At 40.4% G+C, this 19,122-nt stretch carries 21 protein-coding genes and 1 tRNA gene; 21 read left to right on the forward strand and 1 reads right to left on the reverse strand.

Annotated features, from left to right (window positions below; translation table 11 throughout):
* The first annotated feature begins 3 nt into the window (after positions 1-3).
* The 18 genes from NSU19_RS03960 (at position 4) to NSU19_RS04045 (ending at position 15,294) form a co-directional block, all read left to right on the forward strand.
* Positions 4-948: a nucleoside recognition domain-containing protein gene (locus NSU19_RS03960; protein WP_339194360.1), complete on the forward strand. Its 945-nt coding sequence runs from the start codon at positions 4-6 to the stop codon at positions 946-948.
* A complete protein-coding gene (gene ppaX, locus NSU19_RS03965; protein ID WP_339194361.1) occupies positions 938-1,576 on the forward strand; it encodes a pyrophosphatase PpaX in 639 nt (212 codons plus the stop codon). The genes NSU19_RS03960 and ppaX overlap by 11 nt, the downstream gene beginning before the upstream one ends.
* 5 nt (positions 1,577-1,581) lie before the next feature.
* Positions 1,582-2,088 carry an acyltransferase gene (locus NSU19_RS03970; RefSeq protein WP_066249061.1) on the forward strand — a complete coding sequence of 169 codons (507 nt, stop codon included), beginning with the start codon at positions 1,582-1,584 and terminating at the stop codon, positions 2,086-2,088.
* Between the two features lie 176 nt (positions 2,089-2,264).
* On the forward strand, positions 2,265-3,437 hold the full coding sequence (locus NSU19_RS03975) for an ATP phosphoribosyltransferase regulatory subunit (RefSeq protein ID WP_327856540.1): 1,173 nt from the start codon (positions 2,265-2,267) through the stop codon (positions 3,435-3,437).
* A complete protein-coding gene (hisG, locus tag NSU19_RS03980; RefSeq protein WP_186439300.1) occupies positions 3,434-4,081 on the forward strand; it encodes an ATP phosphoribosyltransferase in 648 nt (215 codons plus the stop codon). Before NSU19_RS03975 ends, hisG begins: the two co-directional genes overlap by 4 nt.
* Positions 4,078-5,373 carry a histidinol dehydrogenase gene (hisD, locus tag NSU19_RS03985; protein WP_339198893.1) on the forward strand — a complete coding sequence of 432 codons (1,296 nt, stop codon included), beginning with the start codon at positions 4,078-4,080 and terminating at the stop codon, positions 5,371-5,373. The genes hisG and hisD overlap by 4 nt, the downstream gene beginning before the upstream one ends.
* Positions 5,366-5,953: an imidazoleglycerol-phosphate dehydratase HisB gene (gene hisB / locus NSU19_RS03990; protein WP_063389171.1), complete on the forward strand. Its 588-nt coding sequence runs from the start codon at positions 5,366-5,368 to the stop codon at positions 5,951-5,953. Before hisD ends, hisB begins: the two co-directional genes overlap by 8 nt.
* A gap of 2 nt (positions 5,954-5,955) precedes the next feature.
* Positions 5,956-6,567 (forward strand): imidazole glycerol phosphate synthase subunit HisH, encoded by a 612-nt coding sequence (gene hisH, locus NSU19_RS03995; RefSeq protein WP_063389170.1) that lies wholly within the window; start codon positions 5,956-5,958, stop codon positions 6,565-6,567.
* Positions 6,568-6,571: 4 nt separating this feature from the next.
* Positions 6,572-7,309, forward strand: a complete 738-nt coding sequence (gene hisA, locus NSU19_RS04000; RefSeq protein ID WP_063389169.1) for a 1-(5-phosphoribosyl)-5-[(5-phosphoribosylamino)methylideneamino]imidazole-4-carboxamide isomerase — start codon at positions 6,572-6,574, stop codon at positions 7,307-7,309.
* Positions 7,306-8,064 carry an imidazole glycerol phosphate synthase subunit HisF gene (gene hisF / locus NSU19_RS04005; RefSeq protein ID WP_339198896.1) on the forward strand — a complete coding sequence of 253 codons (759 nt, stop codon included), beginning with the start codon at positions 7,306-7,308 and terminating at the stop codon, positions 8,062-8,064. Before hisA ends, hisF begins: the two co-directional genes overlap by 4 nt.
* A complete protein-coding gene (hisIE, locus tag NSU19_RS04010; protein ID WP_063389167.1) occupies positions 8,061-8,678 on the forward strand; it encodes a bifunctional phosphoribosyl-AMP cyclohydrolase/phosphoribosyl-ATP diphosphatase HisIE in 618 nt (205 codons plus the stop codon). Before hisF ends, hisIE begins: the two co-directional genes overlap by 4 nt.
* 81 nt (positions 8,679-8,759) lie before the next feature.
* On the forward strand, positions 8,760-10,190 hold the full coding sequence (locus NSU19_RS04015) for a tetratricopeptide repeat protein (protein ID WP_063389166.1): 1,431 nt from the start codon (positions 8,760-8,762) through the stop codon (positions 10,188-10,190).
* Between the two features lie 99 nt (positions 10,191-10,289).
* Positions 10,290-11,237 (forward strand): thioredoxin-disulfide reductase, encoded by a 948-nt coding sequence (trxB, locus tag NSU19_RS04020; RefSeq protein WP_063389165.1) that lies wholly within the window; start codon positions 10,290-10,292, stop codon positions 11,235-11,237.
* A gap of 289 nt (positions 11,238-11,526) precedes the next feature.
* Positions 11,527-11,985, forward strand: a complete 459-nt coding sequence (locus NSU19_RS04025; RefSeq protein ID WP_063389164.1) for an 8-oxo-dGTP diphosphatase — start codon at positions 11,527-11,529, stop codon at positions 11,983-11,985.
* 207 nt (positions 11,986-12,192) lie between these two features.
* Complete coding sequence (gene rapZ, locus NSU19_RS04030; protein ID WP_186439301.1) at positions 12,193-13,077, forward strand: RNase adapter RapZ; 885 nt, start codon at positions 12,193-12,195, stop codon at positions 13,075-13,077.
* A 2-nt stretch (positions 13,078-13,079) separates the two neighbouring features.
* Complete coding sequence (locus NSU19_RS04035) at positions 13,080-14,036, forward strand: YvcK family protein (protein ID WP_063389163.1); 957 nt, start codon at positions 13,080-13,082, stop codon at positions 14,034-14,036.
* Positions 14,037-14,059: 23 nt separating this feature from the next.
* Positions 14,060-15,010, forward strand: a complete 951-nt coding sequence (gene whiA, locus NSU19_RS04040; protein ID WP_063389162.1) for a DNA-binding protein WhiA — start codon at positions 14,060-14,062, stop codon at positions 15,008-15,010.
* A gap of 26 nt (positions 15,011-15,036) precedes the next feature.
* A complete protein-coding gene (locus NSU19_RS04045; RefSeq protein ID WP_063389161.1) occupies positions 15,037-15,294 on the forward strand; it encodes an HPr family phosphocarrier protein in 258 nt (85 codons plus the stop codon).
* 706 nt (positions 15,295-16,000) lie between these two features.
* Here the strand turns inward: NSU19_RS04045 and clpP are convergent.
* Positions 16,001-16,579, reverse strand: coding sequence for an ATP-dependent Clp endopeptidase proteolytic subunit ClpP (clpP, locus tag NSU19_RS04050; RefSeq protein WP_063389160.1), 579 nt, complete (start codon positions 16,577-16,579; stop codon positions 16,001-16,003).
* Between the two features lie 263 nt (positions 16,580-16,842).
* On the opposite strand from clpP, the gene NSU19_RS04055 reads away from it, so the two are divergent.
* The 3 genes from NSU19_RS04055 (at position 16,843) to tnpA (ending at position 19,120) form a co-directional block, all read left to right on the forward strand.
* A tRNA-Arg gene (locus NSU19_RS04055) sits at positions 16,843-16,918 on the forward strand.
* A 1,017-nt stretch (positions 16,919-17,935) separates the two neighbouring features.
* Positions 17,936-18,580, forward strand: a complete 645-nt coding sequence (locus tag NSU19_RS04060; protein WP_066249117.1) for a LytTR family DNA-binding domain-containing protein — start codon at positions 17,936-17,938, stop codon at positions 18,578-18,580.
* Positions 18,581-18,721: 141 nt separating this feature from the next.
* Positions 18,722-19,120, forward strand: a complete 399-nt coding sequence (tnpA, locus tag NSU19_RS04065; protein ID WP_094245197.1) for an IS200/IS605 family transposase — start codon at positions 18,722-18,724, stop codon at positions 19,118-19,120.
* Positions 19,121-19,122: the final 2 nt, after the last annotated feature.

Below are 19,122 nucleotides of genomic sequence, written 5' to 3' on the forward strand. Positions count from 1 at the left end.
ACTTTGAAACAAACATTGAAAAAAGGATTACAAACAGGATTGGAAACAACGTGGACTCTCGGTAAAGTCATTTTCCCTGTAACGTTGATTGTTTCATTTTTACAACATACTCCTTTGATTGATTGGATGGTTCATTTTATAACGCCGGTCATGAAGGTGATCGGGTTAAATGGAGATGCTGCTATCCCCCTTGTGATTGGGAATTTTCTTAACTTGTATGCGGCGATTGGAGCCATTTTGTCCATTGATTTTACGGTAAAAGAAGTCTTTATTTTGGCAGTCATGCTGTCATTTTCCCACAACTTATTAATCGAAACGACTGTAGCAAGCAAAGTCGGTGTGAAACTGTGGATCATCTTGTCCGTCCGGCTCGGACTGGCATTTTTTTCGGCTTTTATCATCAATCTTTTTTGGGACGGCGGTGGAGAAAAAGCTCAATACGGATTTATATCTCAACAAGATGCCGTGCCTTCAGACTGGGGAATGATCTTACTTGAAGGGCTTGAAAAAGCGGCAATGGGAGTCATTCAGCTTGCGGCCATCGTCATCCCGCTAATGATTGCCATTCAATTTATGAAAGATTTAGGCTGGGTCGACACTTTCTCAAAAAAGATGGAGCCGGTAACCGAAATGCTGGGAATGAAGAAGAACACTTCGACAACGCTTGCGGCAGGATTAATTTTCGGGCTTGCCTACGGGGCTGGCGTGATGCTGCAAGCAGTAAAAGAAGATGGAGTGGAGCATCGCGATTTAACGCTGGCGTTTATATTCCTCGTTGCCTGCCATGCTGTGATAGAAGACACATTGATTTTTGTTCCGATCGTCGGTTCAGTTTGGCCGCTTTTACTCATCCGGCTGTTCGCAGCCATTCTTTTAACGATGATTATCGGTTTTGTCTGGAAAAAACAAGCACATATCGGGAAAAGGGGAACGGTTTATGAACATTGACACCGTATTGTTTGATTTGGACGGCACGTTAATAAACACAAATGAATTAATTATTGAATCGTTTTTACATACGCTAAACTATTATTATCCGGGCAAATATCAACGGGAAGATATACTTCCTTTCATCGGGCCTCCGCTTATTGACACATTTCAACGTATTAACCCTGAAAAAGCGGAGGAAATGGTCCGAAGATATCGGGAGTTTAATCATGCCCAGCATGATCTGCTTGTGAAGGAATATGATCATGTGCACGAAACGGTTCGAGCTTTAAAAGAAAAGGGATTGAAACTGGGCATTGTGACAACGAAAATTCGCGACACTGTTATGATGGGGCTGAAATTAACGGAAATGGATTCATTTTTTGACGCAATTATCACACTGGATGATGTACAGCATGCGAAGCCTCATCCTGAGCCTGTCTTGTCCGCTCTTAAATTGCTCGGTTCCGATCCGTCTAATGCATTAATGGTGGGAGATAACCTTCATGATATAGAGGCGGGAAAAAATGCAGGAACATTAACGGCAGGAGTTGCTTGGAGCATAAAAGGGAGAGAGTATATAGAATCGTTAAAGCCAGATTTTGTGCTGGACAAAATGAGTGATTTATTGAACATTGTGATGGAGTGAAGATTGTGAGAAGAACGGATAAATTTCCTGTTGAAGGCGCAAACTCCCTTTGGCAGGTGTACAAGACGGTTTCTTTTTGGAAAGTTGTCAAAAATGTCATCGTGATTCTTATCGCGCGCTACACTCCATTTATGTCTATCAAAAACTGGCTTTACCGCACATTTCTTGGCATGAAAATCGGACAGCAAACATCGTTTGCATTTATGGTTATGGTAGATATTTTGTTCCCGGAAAAAATTAAAGTTGGGCGCAATTCTATTATCGGATACAACACGACGATTTTAGCACATGAATATTTAATTGATGAATATCGCATCGGCGAAGTGGAAATTGGAGATGAAGTCATGATCGGAGCAAACACGACTATTTTGCCTGGTGTGAAAATTGGAAATCGAGCTATCGTTTCTGCCGGCACTGTAGTTCATAAAGATGTTCCGGAAGGCTCTTTTGCAGGAGGAAATCCAATGCAAATCATCTACACAAAAGAAGAAATGGAAAAAAGAAAGCGGTAAGCGTCATCAATTTTTTCGCTTACCGCTTTTTGATTAAGCAGGATTGAGCGAAAGTGAAATAAAGGCGCTTTGTGAAAGAAGTTTACATCAAAAACTTATTGATTATAAATCTTTATTTTGGTAGTATGGTAACATATTAGCGGATTAAAGTGAATGCGCCATGGAGGTGTCAGTGAGTGTTTATGTTTGAAAAGCCCTTAGGAATGCGGGATACATTGCCGGGCTTATATGTCATAAAAGAAAGCGTTCGTAAAAAAATGATGAATGTGATTGAAAGCTGGGGTTATCAATTTTTGGAGACTCCAACGTTGGAATTTTATGAAACGGTAGGAGTTCAGTCGGCGATACAAGAGCAGCAATTATTTAAACTTCTTGACAGGCAGGGGCATACGCTCGTTTTAAGACCAGATATGACAGCTCCCATTGCACGAATTGCGGCTTCCAAGCTGATGAAAGAAAGCTTGCCGTTAAGGCTCGCTTATTCTGCAAATGTGTTTCGTGCACAGCAGCATGAAGGCGGCAGACCGGCAGAATTTGAACAAATTGGCATTGAGCTGATTGGCGATGGAACGATTAGTGCTGATGCGGAAGCGATCGCTCTAATGATATATGCCTTAAAAAATACTGGCCTTAAAGATTTTAAAATTTCCATTGGGCATATCGGATTTATCAATGCTTTGTTCGGAGAAATTTTAGGGAAGGAAGAACGGGCGGAGAAGCTGCGCCGCTATTTATATGAAAAGAACTTTGTCGGATACCGCGAGCATGTGAAAAGATTATCTCTCTCTACCATTGACAAAGAACGCCTTTTAAGAGTCATTGATTTAAAAGGAGGAATTGAGAAGGCAGATGAAGCTTCAAGCCTTGTTGCTTGTGACAGCGGGAAGAAAGCGCTGGAAGATTTAAAACAGCTCCTTATCCAATTAAGAGCTTATGAAGTGGATCAATATATCAAATTGGAACTGAATATCGTCAGCCACATGAGTTATTACACAAGCGTGATTTTTGAATTATATGCGAACGGTGTTGGACTTCCGATCGGAAACGGCGGGCGCTATGACCATCTTTTAGAAAAATTTGAACGTCCTGCCCCGGCGACAGGCTTTGGCATACGGTTAGATAATTTGCTGGAAGCTCTGGGGGATTTAAATTTGAATAAAGATCGCTATTGCATCATATTCAGCAGAGAGAATCGACAAGAAGCTTTTCGGTATGCCAATAAGCTGCGAAAAGAAGGAAAACAGGTTGTCATGCAAGATATTTCCGGTATCGATCAAATCGACAGGTTTACAGGTCAATTTACAGATATTTATTATTTCCTCGGAAAACCAGGAAAGGTGAGAGAGTGATGAGCATGTTAACGATTGCGATGCCGAAAGGGCGAATTTTTTCAGAAGCTGTCGAACTATTAAGAAAATCAGGCTACAAGCTGCCAGACGAATTTGATGAATCAAGAAAACTAATTTTGACCGTGCCGGAAGAAAATATTCGCTTTATTTTAGCGAAGCCGATGGATGTCGGAACATATGTAGAGCATGGTGTTGCAGATGTTGGGATCGCCGGAAAGGATGTCATGATGGAAGAAGAGCGGGATGTTTTTGAAGTGCTTGATTTGAAAATTAGCAAATGTCATCTGGCTGTAGCCGGACTGCCTGATACGAAAATGAATGACATCGCTCCAAAGGTGGCGACAAAATATCCAAATGTGGCTTCTAAATATTTTCGAGAGCAAGGGGAGCAGGTCGAAATCATTCATTTGAATGGATCGATCGAGCTGGCGCCATTGATTGGACTGGCTGACAGAATTGTCGATATTGTTTCGACGGGAAGAACGTTAAAAGAAAACGGATTAGTAGAATTTGAACATATTGCTGATATCACTTCAAGACTCATTGTCAATCCCGTCAGCTATCGGATGAAGGACAAGCCGATCGACATGCTTGTGGAGCGGCTTGCCAAAACAGTGGAAGAAGGAAAGGAGGATTCGGATTGAAAATTATTCACATCACTAAGGATCAAAAGCTTTCCTTGAAAAGATCGATTGACGCTGGAACAGAGGAGCAGCGCAAAATTGTGAAGGAAATTATTGAACGAGTCAAAAAGGAAGGCGATCAGGCGCTATACGAATATACGAAACGTTTTGATGGGGCAGATCTTCAATCTTTGCGCGTATCAAAAGAAGAAATTAGTCGAGCGTACGAAGCGGTAGATAAAGAATTCATTGACATTGTTCAAGAAGCAGCAGAAAATATCTTTCATTTTCATGAAAAACAAAAGAAAGAATCATGGTTTTATTTCGATGAAAAAGGAACAATGCTCGGTCAGAAATTAACGCCGCTAGATGCTGTCGGCGTTTATGTTCCCGGGGGCACAGCTGCCTATCCTTCTTCTGTTTTAATGAATATCATGCCGGCTAAAGTGGCTGGTGTAGGCAGAATCGTGCTCGTTTCTCCTCCAGATCAAAATGGGAGCCTGCCGGCGGAAGTGCTGGTGGCAGCCAATGAAGCTGGCGTATCGGAAATATATAAAGCTGGCGGTGCCCAAGCAATTGCCGCTCTAGCTTACGGTACAGAAACAATCGAACCGGTCGACAAAATTGTCGGTCCTGGCAATATATTCGTCGCTCTTGCAAAGCGGGAGGTATTTGGAACAGTTGATATCGATATGATCGCCGGGCCAAGTGAAATTGTCGTCTTAGCTGATGAAACGGCTGTTCCGCATGAAGTTGCGGCCGATTTATTATCGCAAGCAGAGCATGACAGGCTGGCAACCAGCATCCTTGTTACGCCTTCTATAAAATTAGCAAAGGAAGTTCAAAAGGAAGTTGCGGCACAATTGGCCGAATTGCCGCGAAAAGATATCGCCGCTGCTTCGATCGAACAGTTCGGTGCTATTTATATAACGGATTCAATCGAGGAAGCGGTTGGGATAGTCAACCAACTGGCACCTGAGCATTTGGAGGTATTAACGGAAAACCCGACGGGTGTTCTGCCAAAAATTAAACATGCAGGAGCCATCTTTTTAGGGAGATATAGCAGTGAACCTGTAGGCGATTATTTCGCAGGTCCCAATCACGTTTTGCCGACAAACGGAACAGCGCGTTTTTCCAGCCCGCTTAACGTGGATGACTTTATGAAAAAGTCAAGCATCATTTCATACAGTGAAGAAGCATTCCGTGCACATGCTTCAAAAATTGCAAAGTTTGCAAGATATGAAGGATTAGAGGCGCATGCAAGAGCAATTGAAGCTCGACTAGAAAAAAGAGGAAGTGATCGAAATGAATAGAACCGCCACAATATCTCGAAAAACGAACGAAACGAATATTCAGCTGTCATTTTCAATAGATGGTGAAGGCCGTGCAGATCTAAAAACTGGAGTTCCTTTTTTAACTCATATGCTTGATCTGTTCACAAGGCATGGCCATTTTGATTTAAAGATTGAGGCAGAAGGCGACATTGACATTGATGATCACCATACGACAGAGGATATTGGCATTTGTTTGGGACAGGCGATTCAACAAGCACTAGGCGATAAAAAAGGAATTAAACGGTACGGTCATGCCTTTGTCCCAATGGATGACTCTTTAGCGCAGGTTGTTATTGATTTAAGCAACCGACCGCATTTTGAAATGCGTGGAGAATTGCCGAAGGGGAAAGTAGGAACATTTGATACGGAGCTTGTTCATGAATTTTTATGGAAGCTGGCGCTTGAAGCCCGGATGAACCTGCATGTAATCATTCACTATGGAATGAATACCCATCATATGATTGAAGCTGTATTTAAAGCGTTGGGGAGAGCTCTTGATGAAGCGACTATGATCGACCCCAGAGTCAAAGGGGTTCCATCAACGAAGGGGATGTTGTAAAAATGATTGGCGTGATCGACTATGGCATGGGGAATTTATACAGCGTCTCGAAAGCCTTGGAACGCATGAATGCAGAATATTTTGTATCAAGTGATTTAAACGAGCTTGAAAAGGCAACAGCTTATATATTGCCAGGAGTAGGCGCATTCAAAGACGCGATGGCTATTTTAACGGAAACAAAAACAGATAAATTTTTGAAGGACGAAGTGCAAAAGGGAAAGGCTTTATTAGGTATTTGTCTTGGCATGCAGCTTTTGTTCAACGAAAGCGAAGAACACGGCTGGACTGAAGGACTCGGCTTTTTAAACGGCCAAGTAAAAAGAATTCCAGGAGAAAATGTAAAAGTCCCGCATATGGGATGGAATAAGCTGGCTTTTCAACGAGATCATCCTCTTATAACTGGTCTTCAAGAAGATTACGTATACTTTGTCCATTCTTATTATGCGGTCGTAAACGATCCGGACGTTGTGGTCGCTAGCGCTTCATACGGTGTGACGGTTCCGGCTATTGTAGGAAGTGGAAATGTATTCGGCTGCCAGTTTCATCCGGAAAAAAGCGGCAAGCTGGGACTAGCCATCTTGAAAAACTATTTAACTTTTGTATCAAGGATGTGAGCTAATGATGAGTTTTACTATTTTTCCTGCCATTGATTTGCGCGGAGGGAAATGCGTCCGGCTGCTTCAAGGCGATTACAATAAAGAAACGGTTTACGGAGATTCACCGTTTGCTGTCGCCGAGTCGTTTGTAAAGGAAGGTGCTGACTGGATTCATATGGTAGATTTGGATGGGGCAAAAGACGGAGTCCGCGTGAACCATCAACATGTTTTGAAAGTGGCAAAAGAGCTAAAAGTAAAGGTACAAGTTGGCGGCGGCATTCGCACAGAAAAAGATGTATACGAATATTTGGAAAACGGCATTTCCAGGGTTATTTTAGGCAGTTCTGCCGTTTCAAACAGGTCATTTGTTGAAAAAATGCTGGCTGAATACGGCGGCCGAATCGCAATCGGTATCGATGCGAAAAATGGCTATGTATCAACAGAAGGCTGGCTGAATACGTCCGAAGTTAAAGCGGTTGATCTTGGAAAAGAACTGGCGAAAAGCGGTGCAGAAACATTTATTTTTACTGATATTGCAACAGATGGAATGCTCTCGGGACCAAATGTCAAGGCGATTGTGGAAATGGCAAAAGCAACTGGAAAAACAGTCATCGCTTCCGGAGGGGTAAGCTCCATTGATGATTTGAAAAAGTTAAAGCAATATGAACAGGATGGAGTGAAAGGCGCTATTGTCGGAAAAGCGCTTTATACGAAAAAGTTCAGCCTCCGCGATGCTATCCATGAGGTGAATGGGCTATGATTACGAAACGCATCATTCCTTGTCTAGATGTTAAGGACGGACGTGTCGTCAAAGGCGTGCAATTTGTCCAGTTGAAAGATGCGGGCGATCCAGTGGAGCTAGCGAAATTTTATGATGAAGAAGGAGCAGATGAGCTTGTCTTCTTAGATATTTCCGCATCTCATGAAGGCAGAAAAACGATGATTGATGTTGTCGAACGAGTAGCAGCAACATTAGCCATTCCCTTTACGGTCGGAGGCGGAATCAACTCTTTGGAAGATATGAAAAAAATTTTGCGTGCTGGTGCGGATAAAGTTTCCATTAACACTTCTGCTGTATTAAACCCTTCGCTGATTATGGAGGGAGCTGATTACTTTGGCAGCCAGTGCATTGTGGTAGCGATTGACGCAAAATACGATCCGCAGCTCGGAAGCCACCGCGTCTATACGCACGGGGGACGAAAAGCGACCGAATGGGAAGTCGTGGCGTGGGCAAAGGAAGCTGTAAAAAGAGGTGCTGGCGAGATTTTGCTGACTAGCATGGATCAGGATGGAGAAAAATCCGGCTTTGATATTGACTTAACCAAAAAAGTAAGCGAGGCAGTTCCCGTCCCAGTCATTGCATCCGGCGGCGCCGGTAATGCTGAGCATTTTCTTGAAGTTTTTCGCGTTGCCCGAGCGGATGCAGCGCTGGCAGCTTCCATTTTCCATTACAAAGAAACATCAGTCAAAGAAGTAAAAAGATTTTTGCAAAAAGAAGGGGTGAATATACGGTGAACATAGCAGAACTCAAATTCGATGAAAATGGACTTATTCCTGCGGTTGTTCAAGATGCTGTTAGCAAAGAAGTGTTAACAGTAGCTTATATGAACGAAGAGTCGCTAAAAAAAACGTTGGAAACGAAGGAAACATGGTTTTACAGCCGTTCTCGCCAAAAACTTTGGCATAAAGGAGAAACGTCCGGCAATACACAAACTGTTCAAGAGATACGCTATGACTGTGACAAGGACGCGCTTGTCGTGCTGGTAATCCCGAATGGTCCGGCCTGCCATACAGGACAATACAGCTGTTTTTCAAAAGAAAGTGGCGGCCAGGTGGACGGTAGCCGTTTTGATATTATTAACAAGCTGGAGGCCGTCATTGCTGAGCGTGAAGCTGAGCGTCCGGAAGGCTCTTATACTACCTATTTGTTTGAAAAAGGCTTGGACAAAATTTTAAAAAAGGTTGGAGAAGAAGCTTCAGAGGTCATTATTGCAGCAAAAAACCGCAGCCATGATGAGCTGAAATGGGAAGCCGCGGATTTATTATTTCATTTGCTTGTTCTGCTGCGCGAGCAAAAGCTTCCGCTCGATGAAGTATTGACAGTTTTAAAAGAAAGACATGAAAAATAATCGCGAGTAAAAATAGGTTTTTCCTATTTATAAGATATGGTATACTATCCCTCGGCAAATAAAGTGAAATGGAGGGTTTGAGTGGGAAACCGTAAAGTAAAAAAAGACGAAGATTCAAAAATTGTTTCGTTTTTCCAAGACAGTGCAACGTTTTATCGCTGGGGATTAAAGGCTTATCAAAAAGGCGATTTGCAGTCGGCTTCAAAATTCGTCAAGCGGGCAGTAGATCTGGATCCGTATAACGAAGAAATGATTTGCAGGCTGGCCAGCATTTATACCGAATTAGGAAAGTTTCAAAAATCAAACGAACTATTAACATATATTATTGAACATATTCACCCTCATTCGGTAGAATGCTATTATTTTCTTGCAAATAATTATGCTCATCTCGGCTTGTTTCACGAAGCTTATAAACATGCAATGATATATAAGGAAAAGGCGCCGCAAGGCATATTTTCCGTAGAAAACAGCGATCTTCTTGAAATGATCGAAATGGAAGAAGAGGCTGAGCATTCGGATGATCTAATCGTGAAGCAAGAAAAAGCGCGCTCTTTGCTTGAAAATGGACAGTTTCAAGAATCTATTTCCATTTTAAAAGAGATTATAACTGATTACCCAGAGTTTTGGTCCGCTTATAACAATTTGGCGCTTGCCTATTTTTACCTTGGGGAAGTGGAAAAAGCGAAGGACATGATTTCCCTCGTGCTCCGGAAAAATCCAGGGAATTTGCATGCTTTATGCAATTTGCTTGTATTTTTTTATTATGAAGGTGATGAAACGAGCATAAGCATGCTAGTTGAAAAACTAAAAAGGGTTTATCCGCTTGTTTCGGAGCACCAATATAAACTGGGGGCGACGTTTGCACTCATCGGCTTTTATCCTCATGCATTCAAGAGGCTCCATGCCTTGTATCGAAAGGGATTTGAGGGGGATGACACGTTTTATTATTGGCTCGCATACTCTTCTTATTTTATAGGACACTATGACTTTGCTAAAAAAATATGGAAGAAGGTTCTGTATTTAAATCCGCGGAAGGAAGGCTCTGAACCGTGGAATATGAAAGGGCTAAACGAAATGGAAAATCAAGTCCCGGAGCGGCTGCTCTCTATCTATTTCGCAATGAAAATGGATGAACGAGCATATTTAGTAAATGAACAGGAGTTTGAAACTCGTCTTGAAAGAGAAGCTGTTCAATATGCTTTAAGCGTTTTAAATGGCAAAAGGCCGACAGGTTTTCATGCTGTTCATTTCGCTTTCCATGTGGCCGATAGTTTAATGGACAAAACGTTAGAAGGAAAAGAATTGGTTTTATTTTGGTTTCGGCTTTTCAAAAATGCCTTTAAGTTCGACATAAAATTTCGCAATGTCAACGCATGGTCAGCAGCTGTCTATTATTTATGGATGAAACAGATAGGAAAAAACATCACACAAGATGGTGCGGCAAATCATTTTAACATCAGCAAAGCTACGCTGTCTAAATACGTGCGCGTCGCAAAAAAATTGAAAATGTGAGCAAATAAATAGCACGAGACATTTATTTTATATAGGATATGTTGTAGGGAATAATAATTTTGTATTATTTATTGGATCATATGATGAGGAGTGAGTCTCGTGTCTGAAGAAAAAATTTATGATTGTATCATTGCCGGAGCAGGACCTGCAGGATTGACAGCTGCTGTTTACACATCCCGCGCCAACCTTTCTACTTTAATGATAGAAAGAGGCGTGCCTGGAGGACAAATGGCCAATACGGAAGATGTTGAAAACTATCCTGGATTTGATCATATTTTAGGTCCAGAGCTATCAAATAAAATGTTTGAACATGCTAAAAAATTTGGTGCTGAATACGAATATGGAGATGTGAAGGAAATTGTCGATGAAGGCGAATATAAAATCGTCAAAACAGGCAACAAAGAATATAAAGCAAGAGCAGTGATTATCGCTACAGGGGCCGAATATAAAAAGCTCGGCGTGCCTGGAGAGAAAGAACTGGGCGGACGAGGCGTCTCTTATTGTGCTGTATGCGACGGAGCATTCTTTAAAGGAAAAGATTTGATTGTTGTCGGCGGCGGAGACTCTGCTGTCGAGGAAGGAGTTTATTTAACCCGCTTTGCGAACAGTGTGACAATCGTTCATCGCCGCGATCAATTGCGCGCCCAAAAAATATTGCAGCAGCGCGCCTTTGATAATGAAAAGATTGATTTTATTTGGAATCATACAGTAAAAGAAATTCATGAAGTCGACGGGAAGGTTGGCAAAGTCACGCTCGTAAATACGATAACAAATGAAGAAACAGAAAAAGAGATAGACGGTGTATTTGTATACATTGGCATGGTGCCGCTGTCCAAACCTTTTGAAAATCTCGGAATTACGAATGAAGCAGGATATATTGAAACAAATGAAAACATGGAAACGAAAATTCCCGGCATCTTTGCGGCAGGAGATATTCGGGAAAAATCTTTGCGGCAAATTGTAACTGCAACTGGTGACGGAAGCATTGCTGCCCAAAGTGCTCAACATTATATTGAAGAATTAAAAGAGAAATTAAAAAATGCCTAAAATTGTTAACAAAATCGTAACTATGATTTAATTGTGCTGTAACATCAATGAAATAAAATTCAGTTACTATAAAAGTAGTAATTGACCCCCTTTTATAATATATACTTTTGAGCATGGGCAACCCTTCCCATGCTCCTTTTTTTATTGCACCTTTTCTTTTGAAACCTTTAAAAGAGAAAAAACGTATGATAAAGTAGGAAAGCATGCGCATTGAGACACTATAGCATTTAATTGTATAATAAAAGGAATAAATATTTTTTATGTACCGCAACCTAGGGGTGAACTTGCTTTGCAAAGGGTTACAAATTGTGTTCTTGTTCATGAAGGTCAGCTGCTCTTGCTTCAAAAACCGCGCCGGAATTGGTGGGTAGCCCCTGGAGGGAAAATGGAGCAAGGGGAATCGATAAAAGAATCTGTTGTAAGAGAATTTAGAGAAGAAACTGGAATTTATTTAATAAATCCAAAAATTAAAGGGATTTTCACGATCATTGTCAAAGATGGAGATAAGGTTGTTCAAGAATGGATGATGTTTACATTTTTCGCAACACAATTTAACGGGGAAAATGTTTTGGAAACTGAGGAAGGAAAGCTGAAATGGCACTCGATTGATGAAATTAAACAGTTGCCGATGGCTGCGGGCGACTACCACATTATTGAATATATGATTAAAGGGTCAGGAATCATGTATGGAACATTCATCTATACACCTGATTATGAGCTTTTGTCTTATCGGCTCGATCCACAATAAAGAAAACTTCAGCTGCAAGAAAATCGAAGCCAAGGTTCAGAGAAGAGGATATACATGCCAGTTTCAAAATTTCCGCTAAATAAATTTATGATTTGACTCTTCTCATCCTTGATCAAAAAGCTATCAGATCAAAAAAATAAATCCCGATATTTCCTATTCAACATCTGTTACTGAATATTTTTCTTTTGAAAAAACGGGGGGCTTTGAATGATGAGTGAAACTTCAAATATTAAGATGGTTATTATTACGGGGATGTCCGGGGCAGGTAAGACGGTTGCGATTCAAAGCTTTGAAGATCTTGGATATTTTTGCGTCGATAATCTTCCACCTACTCTTTTGTCCAAGTTTCTAGAGCTTATGAAAGAATCGAGAACGAAAATGAACAAAGTAGCTGTAGTTATGGATTTGAGGGGAAGGGAATTTTTTGAATCTTTCCATCAGGCAATTGAAGAAATCAATGATATCCCGTGGATCGCACCGCAAATTTTGTTTCTTGATGCACATGATCAAGTATTAGTTAACCGGTATAAAGAGACGAGAAGAACCCATCCATTAGCTCCAAAAGGTCTTCCGCTTGAGGGGATCCGCCTTGAACGGGAAATGCTGGAGGAATTAAAGGGACGTGCGCAAATTGTATATGATACATCCAACTTAAAGCCAAGAGAATTAAGAGAAAAAATTTTAAAACAGTTCGCAGAAAATGGCGATCAAACCTTTACGTTGAACGTTTTATCATTTGGATTTAAATATGGTTTGCCGATCGACGCGGACTTAGTGTTTGACGTGAGATTTTTGCCCAACCCGTATTATATTGATCATATGCGCCCTAAGACGGGGCTTGACGAAGAAGTTTCATCATATGTTTTAAAATGGACAGAGACATCTAAATTTTTAGAGAAGCTGACAGATTTACTCTCATTTATGATCCCTCATTTTCAAAGAGAAGGAAAAAGTCAAGTGGTCATTGCAATCGGTTGCACTGGCGGACAGCATCGCTCGGTGACTCTGGCTGAATATTTAGGGGATTTTTTCCGCAAAAACTACAAAGTGCATGTATCCCATCGTGATATTGAAAGGAGAAACTATCGATAACTATGGATAAAAAGAAAATCGTCATTATTGGAGGAGGAACCGGATTATCTGTTCTGCTTCGAGGCTTAAAGCTGCTCCCTTTTGATATCACGGCCATTGTAACAGTTGCAGATGATGGCGGCAGCTCCGGTAGACTTCGTGATGAACTGAACATTCCCCCGCCGGGCGACATTCGCAACGTGTTAGCTGCTCTTTCCGATGTGGAACCGCTAATCGAGGAACTTTTCCAGCATCGTTTTAAAAAAGGGAACGATTTGACTGGCCATTCTCTCGGCAATTTAATACTTGCAGCGATGACCAATATCACCGGCGACTTTATGCACGCCATTCGGGAAATGAGTAAAGTATTAAATGTTCGCGGTACTGTTTTGCCTGCAGCGAACCAGAGCGTTGTATTAAATGCGGAGATGGAAGATGGATCTGTTGTGAAAGGGGAATCGAAAATCCCTTTTTCAGGAAAAAAAATTAAAAAGGTGTTTTTAACCCCGAAAAATGTAAAACCTCTTCAAGAAACGATCGATGTCATCAGACAGGCACATATGATCATTTTAGGGCCTGGAAGTCTTTATACAAGCATTTTACCGAATTTGCTCGTTCCGAAAATTGGCGAGGAGGTTTGCAAGTCCTCGGCCAAAAAAATATATATATGCAATGTCATGACTCAGCCAGGGGAGACGCTAAACTATACAGCGAGCGATCATGTGAAGGCTCTTTACGATCATTTAAACTGTCCGTTTATTGATGTGATCCTCGTGAACAACGGATCTATTCCCGAATACATACAAAAACGCTACGCGAAAGAATCAGCTTTTCCTGTCCAAGTCGATGCAGAGGCGCTAAAAGATATGGGACTTCGAGTAGTGCAGGACAACATGGTCTCCTTCGATCAACATGTTATTCGACATGATACGAATAAAGTGGCAAACATCTTAAAAAATTTGCTTCTGGAAGAAACGTAATCGGAAAGGGCGGTAATGGAAACATGTCGTTTGCTTCAGAGACGAAAAAAGAATTGACAACACTGGAAGTAAAACAATGTTGTTTAAAAGCAGAGTTGTCCGCGCTCATCCGAATGAACGGAACTGTGTCATTTTCCAACCGGGAATTGCTTTTGGATGTGCAGACTGAAAACGCAGCGATTGCAAGACGCATTTACATGCTGATCAAAAAAAAATATGACGTTCCGATCAAGCTGCTTGTACGAAAAAAGATGCGATTAAAAAAGAATAACGTCTATATTGTTAGAATGAATGAACAAGTAAAAGAGATTTTGGAGGATTTGCGAATTTTAGGCAAGGATTTTATGTATAACCATCAAATCTCTTTAGACCTTGTGAAAAAAAAGTGCTGCAAGCGGTCGTATATGCGCGGTGCGTTTTTAGCGGGCGGATCTGTCAACAACCCGGAAACTTCTTCATACCATTTGGAAATCTCGTCGTTATATAAGGAACATAACGATTCGCTATGCAGCTTGATGAATACGTTTTATTTAAATGCAAAAACACTGGAACGGAAAAAAGGATATATTACATACTTAAAGGAAGCTGAAAAAATTGGGGAATTTTTGACATTGATCGGTGCCCATCAAGCTCTACTGCGTTTTGAAGATGTCCGAATCGTTCGTGATATGAGAAATTCAGTGAACCGCCTTGTCAATTGCGAAACAGCAAATTTAAATAAAACCATTGGAGCTGCTTTACGGCAGGTAGAAAATATAAAATTCATTGATGAAAAGATCGGATTAAGCGCCTTACCTGAAAAGCTGAGGGAAATTGCAGAATTACGGGTTATGTATCAAGATGTGACATTGAAGGAACTAGGTGAAATGGTGTCCAGCGGGAAAATCAGCAAATCGGGAATCAACCACCGATTAAGAAAAATCGATGAAATCGCTGAAAAATTGCGGGCTGGCAAAACGATTTCATTTAAATAAATTTTTAAGAAGAGAGGGATTATAATATGGTTGAGAAAAAAGTGGAAGTTCGGTTAAAAACCGGTTTGCAGGCACGACCGGCTGCATTGTTTGTTCAGGAAGCCAACAGGTTTTCATCTGACATTTTTATCGAAAAAGACGGGAAGAAAGTAAACGCCAAAAGCATCATGGGGTTGATGAGCTTAGCTATTAACAGCGGCTCTGAGATCACATTGATCGCAGAAGGAAACGATGAGGAAGAAGCATTAGAAGCGCTTATCAACTACATTCAAAATGAAAATTAATGTGAACAAACAAAAAAATTGCCACAAAATTCATCAATGGATGGATATTGCCTCTCTTGTGGGAGAAAGCAGGAAACAACCGCTGTCAGCCACAAGAGGGCTTTATTTTTGCTAAAACTGATATGAAGACGAAATGGCTTCGGGTGCGTTAATAGAAAAGTTGTGATAAATCTTATGTTGGGAGAGAGCTTCGTGAAGGTTCTTAACTGGAACTTTTGGATTCAAAGCATTGCGAAAGAGCGGGGCGAATCCGAGCAATATATTTGGTGTAAGTACTATTTTTTCATAAATCTGCGATCAACATTCAAGAAAAAACAAACGTGCTTTGATATGGTTCGAATGACTTACAGCTGAATGGATAAAGAGAGATTCTAGCCCTTTATAACATGAAAAAATCGAGTATAACACTTGTTTTTGCCAGCAGGTGTCCAGAAAAAACTTCAGCAAAATACGGTTTACACAGGCTCTCCGAAAGCATATTTAATCCTTCATCCGGCTCGATCCGCATTTTGGGCTTAGATTAAAGCAATGTCGGCAGTTAACGGCCTGACGATTCCGGTCAAAAAGTTAAATGAGGAGCTGCTGTCAAGATCATTCTTGACATTTGCTCCTCATTCAAATGCGTGAAGGTATGAAGCAGCGGTTTATTTTTATACTGTCTGCTTGATATGTTTAAATTTTTTTGTCTTCCTATTTGAGGCAGCTTTTATTTTGTTAAAACTTTGTCAATCAACCCATATTCTTTTGCACGTTCAGCTGACATAAAATTGTCGCGGTCCGTATCACGTTCAATTACTTCAAGAGGCTGGCCAGTGTTTTCAGATAAAATTCTGTTCAATTTATCTCTTAAAGAGAGAATTCGTCTAGCTGCAATATCAATGTCAGTTGCCTGACCTTGCGCGCCTCCTAACGGTTGATGGATCATTACTTCACTATTCGGAAGGGCAAAACGTTTTCCTTTTGCACCTGCCGCCAATAAGAATGCTCCCATGGAAGCAGCCATTCCTATACACATCGTGGATACATCAGGTTTAATAAATTGCATCGTATCATAAATCGCCATGCCAGCAGTAATTGATCCGCCCGGGCTGTTAATGTAAAGGGAAATATCTTTTTCAGGATCCTCCGCTGCCAAGAAAAGAAGCTGAGCAACGATGGAGTTTGCAACATGATCATCAATTGGCGTACCAAGGATAATAATGCGGTCTTTTAACAATCTTGAATAAATATCGTAAGCACGTTCACCACGGTTTGTCTGTTCAATAACAGTCGGTATTAAATTCATTATGTTTCCTCCCTCGCATCAAAGTTAAAGTCATTTCTATTCCATCATACATAAAAGGTCAATAAAGGTCAAACAAAAAACTTTTATATATAATTATTTATAAGATCAATACATGTACCATCATACCCTCATTTTTTATTTTTCAAACAACGATGAAAAATGAATTTTTCAAAACAATTTTGACACGATGGATAATAAGCAAAATTTATTCTTGCATATACTGTTCGGTTCGATTATAATATAATTCGTGACATTTGAAAAATGCGCTCGTAGCTCAGTTGGATAGAGCGGTGGTTTCCGGTACCACGTCCGTCGGGGGTTCGAGTCCCTCCGAGCGCGTAAGCCTAGAGCAACAAGGGTTTAGAAGTCGTTCAACGGACGGGAACTACCGAAAAACGGACAACGTATTTTCGTAAGGTTTCCGTCCTACTGAATCAAAGAGACAAAGAGACCGCGTGCCTCCAAAATGAAAAATTTTGGAGGTTTTTATTATGCGAAAAAGGCTAGAAGGGTAGTTTCAAGACATCTGATTGTAGATGTAATCTCGATTCTATGACGGTTGCAGAAGGATTAAAACACGCTAAGATCATTTACAAAACGGAAGCTATCCAGGACGAACGAGTACCGATTATTGAAGTTCTTGAAAAAATTTTATAGATGTTGTCGGTTTTAGAGATCTTACTACTGACCAAATTAGACGGTACATTAATACGTCATCTGTAACCGTGGATATTCTTTTCGGTGCTATTAAATCGATTTATAGAAAGCTACATAAATACGGTATTATTTGAAGAAAGTCTCGTCAAAAATGCCAAAATTAATAAGGATAAACAACGAATCTTTGTGCTTACAGACACGCAAGTAAAGAGGCTATGAAACGTCAAAGATATAAGTATTTACGTGATTTCGTGACTATGGTGCTATTAAACTAATGGTAGAGTGAGAACAAAGGGCAAACTAAGTTGAATAATCAGAAATTTCAGGTATTTTTAGATAACGGTATTATTATGTTACTGGGACCAAAAACAATAGCCGTAAAAGCCGGATTGTTCCAATGACTAAAGAAGTATGTAAACTACTTGATAGAAGAAATTCGAGGATACTTCGGTAACATTTCATATGTTTTCGTTAATCAATATAGTGAAAAGTTAAAAAGAAGGAAACATCAGAAAAATATTCAAACTAAAAGACGAATGTTGCGTAAGTCTTACACTGTTTAAGACATACATTTATCGTAACCTATTTGAAAAAGGTGACGATATTCATCGCACTCGATAAGAACTATGCCAAAAAGGGTGAAAAAAATGTAAAATATTAATATCTTGAAGATTTATAGATCACGAAGGGTGTTGAAGAATGGAACGTATTTCAGTAGTTTCCATTTTAGATGTTATTGGTGAATTGTTTTCTGATGAAGTTTCGATTGCTGTTTCCAATACAAAGGAATATATCTATTACCGGCCGAGCAAACGGATTGATTTGAAAATCAGACCGGGAGACTTGGTGAGAAAAGGAACGATTGCGTATAAAGCTTTGCACACCAAACAAAAGGTTTCTGAGTTTATTAACCGCGATGTGTTTGGCGTTCCTTATCACGGGATGGCTGTGCCGTTTTTTTGGGAAGGAAAGCTTGAGGGATGCGTCACTGCGATTTTTCCTGCTTTGACGGATGGAAAATCTGTTGTGACCGTCAAAACTGATGATGGATGGGTTCCTATTCCTTTTTCGAAAGTTGCGTATTTAGAAGCAAAAGATAAAAAGACCTATGTGTACACTGAAGGATGCTCAGGAACGCATAAATACTCTCTCCAGGAATTTGAATACTTGCTTCCAAAGGACTATTTTATTCGCTGTCATCGGGCTTTTATTGTGAATGTCAACCATATTAAGGAAATCTACCCTGATGCACATTCAACTTTTTTGCTGTTGATGAATAACGGTGATAAAATTCCTGTCAGTCAGTCCTACTCCAGTTATTTTCGAAAATTGCTTGGATTTTAACGGATTTCCGAAAGAAGTCTCCCATCCTCAAGGAATGTGCAGGGCGTAGCCCAATGAGTAGGTGGGAGATGAATTTCGGTTGGCTTTAGCCAAAGGTTTTGATATAATCAGTCTTATATATAAAAAAGGATTGATATATCAATGAAATTGGATAGTAATAATCATTCAGTGTTCCTATTACATTATCATCTTGTATTAGTTGTAAAGTATCGCAGAGAAGTGTTCACCGATGAAATATCTGATTTTGCAAAAGATATGTTCATTGAGATCGGAAAAAAATACAACATTACTTTGACAGAGTGGAATCATGATAAGGATCATATCCACATCCTATTCAAAGCACATCCTAATTCTGAATTATCGAAGTTCATCAATACTTATAAGAGTGCAAGTTCTCGACTGATAAAGAAAAACTTTCCTCATATCCGAAAAAGACTATGGAAAGAGATGTTTTGGTCAAGAAGCTTTTGCCTGCTTACAACAGGCGGTGCACCAATAGAAGTCATAAAAAAATACATTGAAAATCAAGGTCAGAAGTGAGG

It is taken from the genome of Aeribacillus sp. FSL k6-2211 (genome assembly GCF_037966125.1).
Lineage (GTDB): Bacteria > Bacillota > Bacilli > Bacillales > Aeribacillaceae > Aeribacillus > Aeribacillus composti.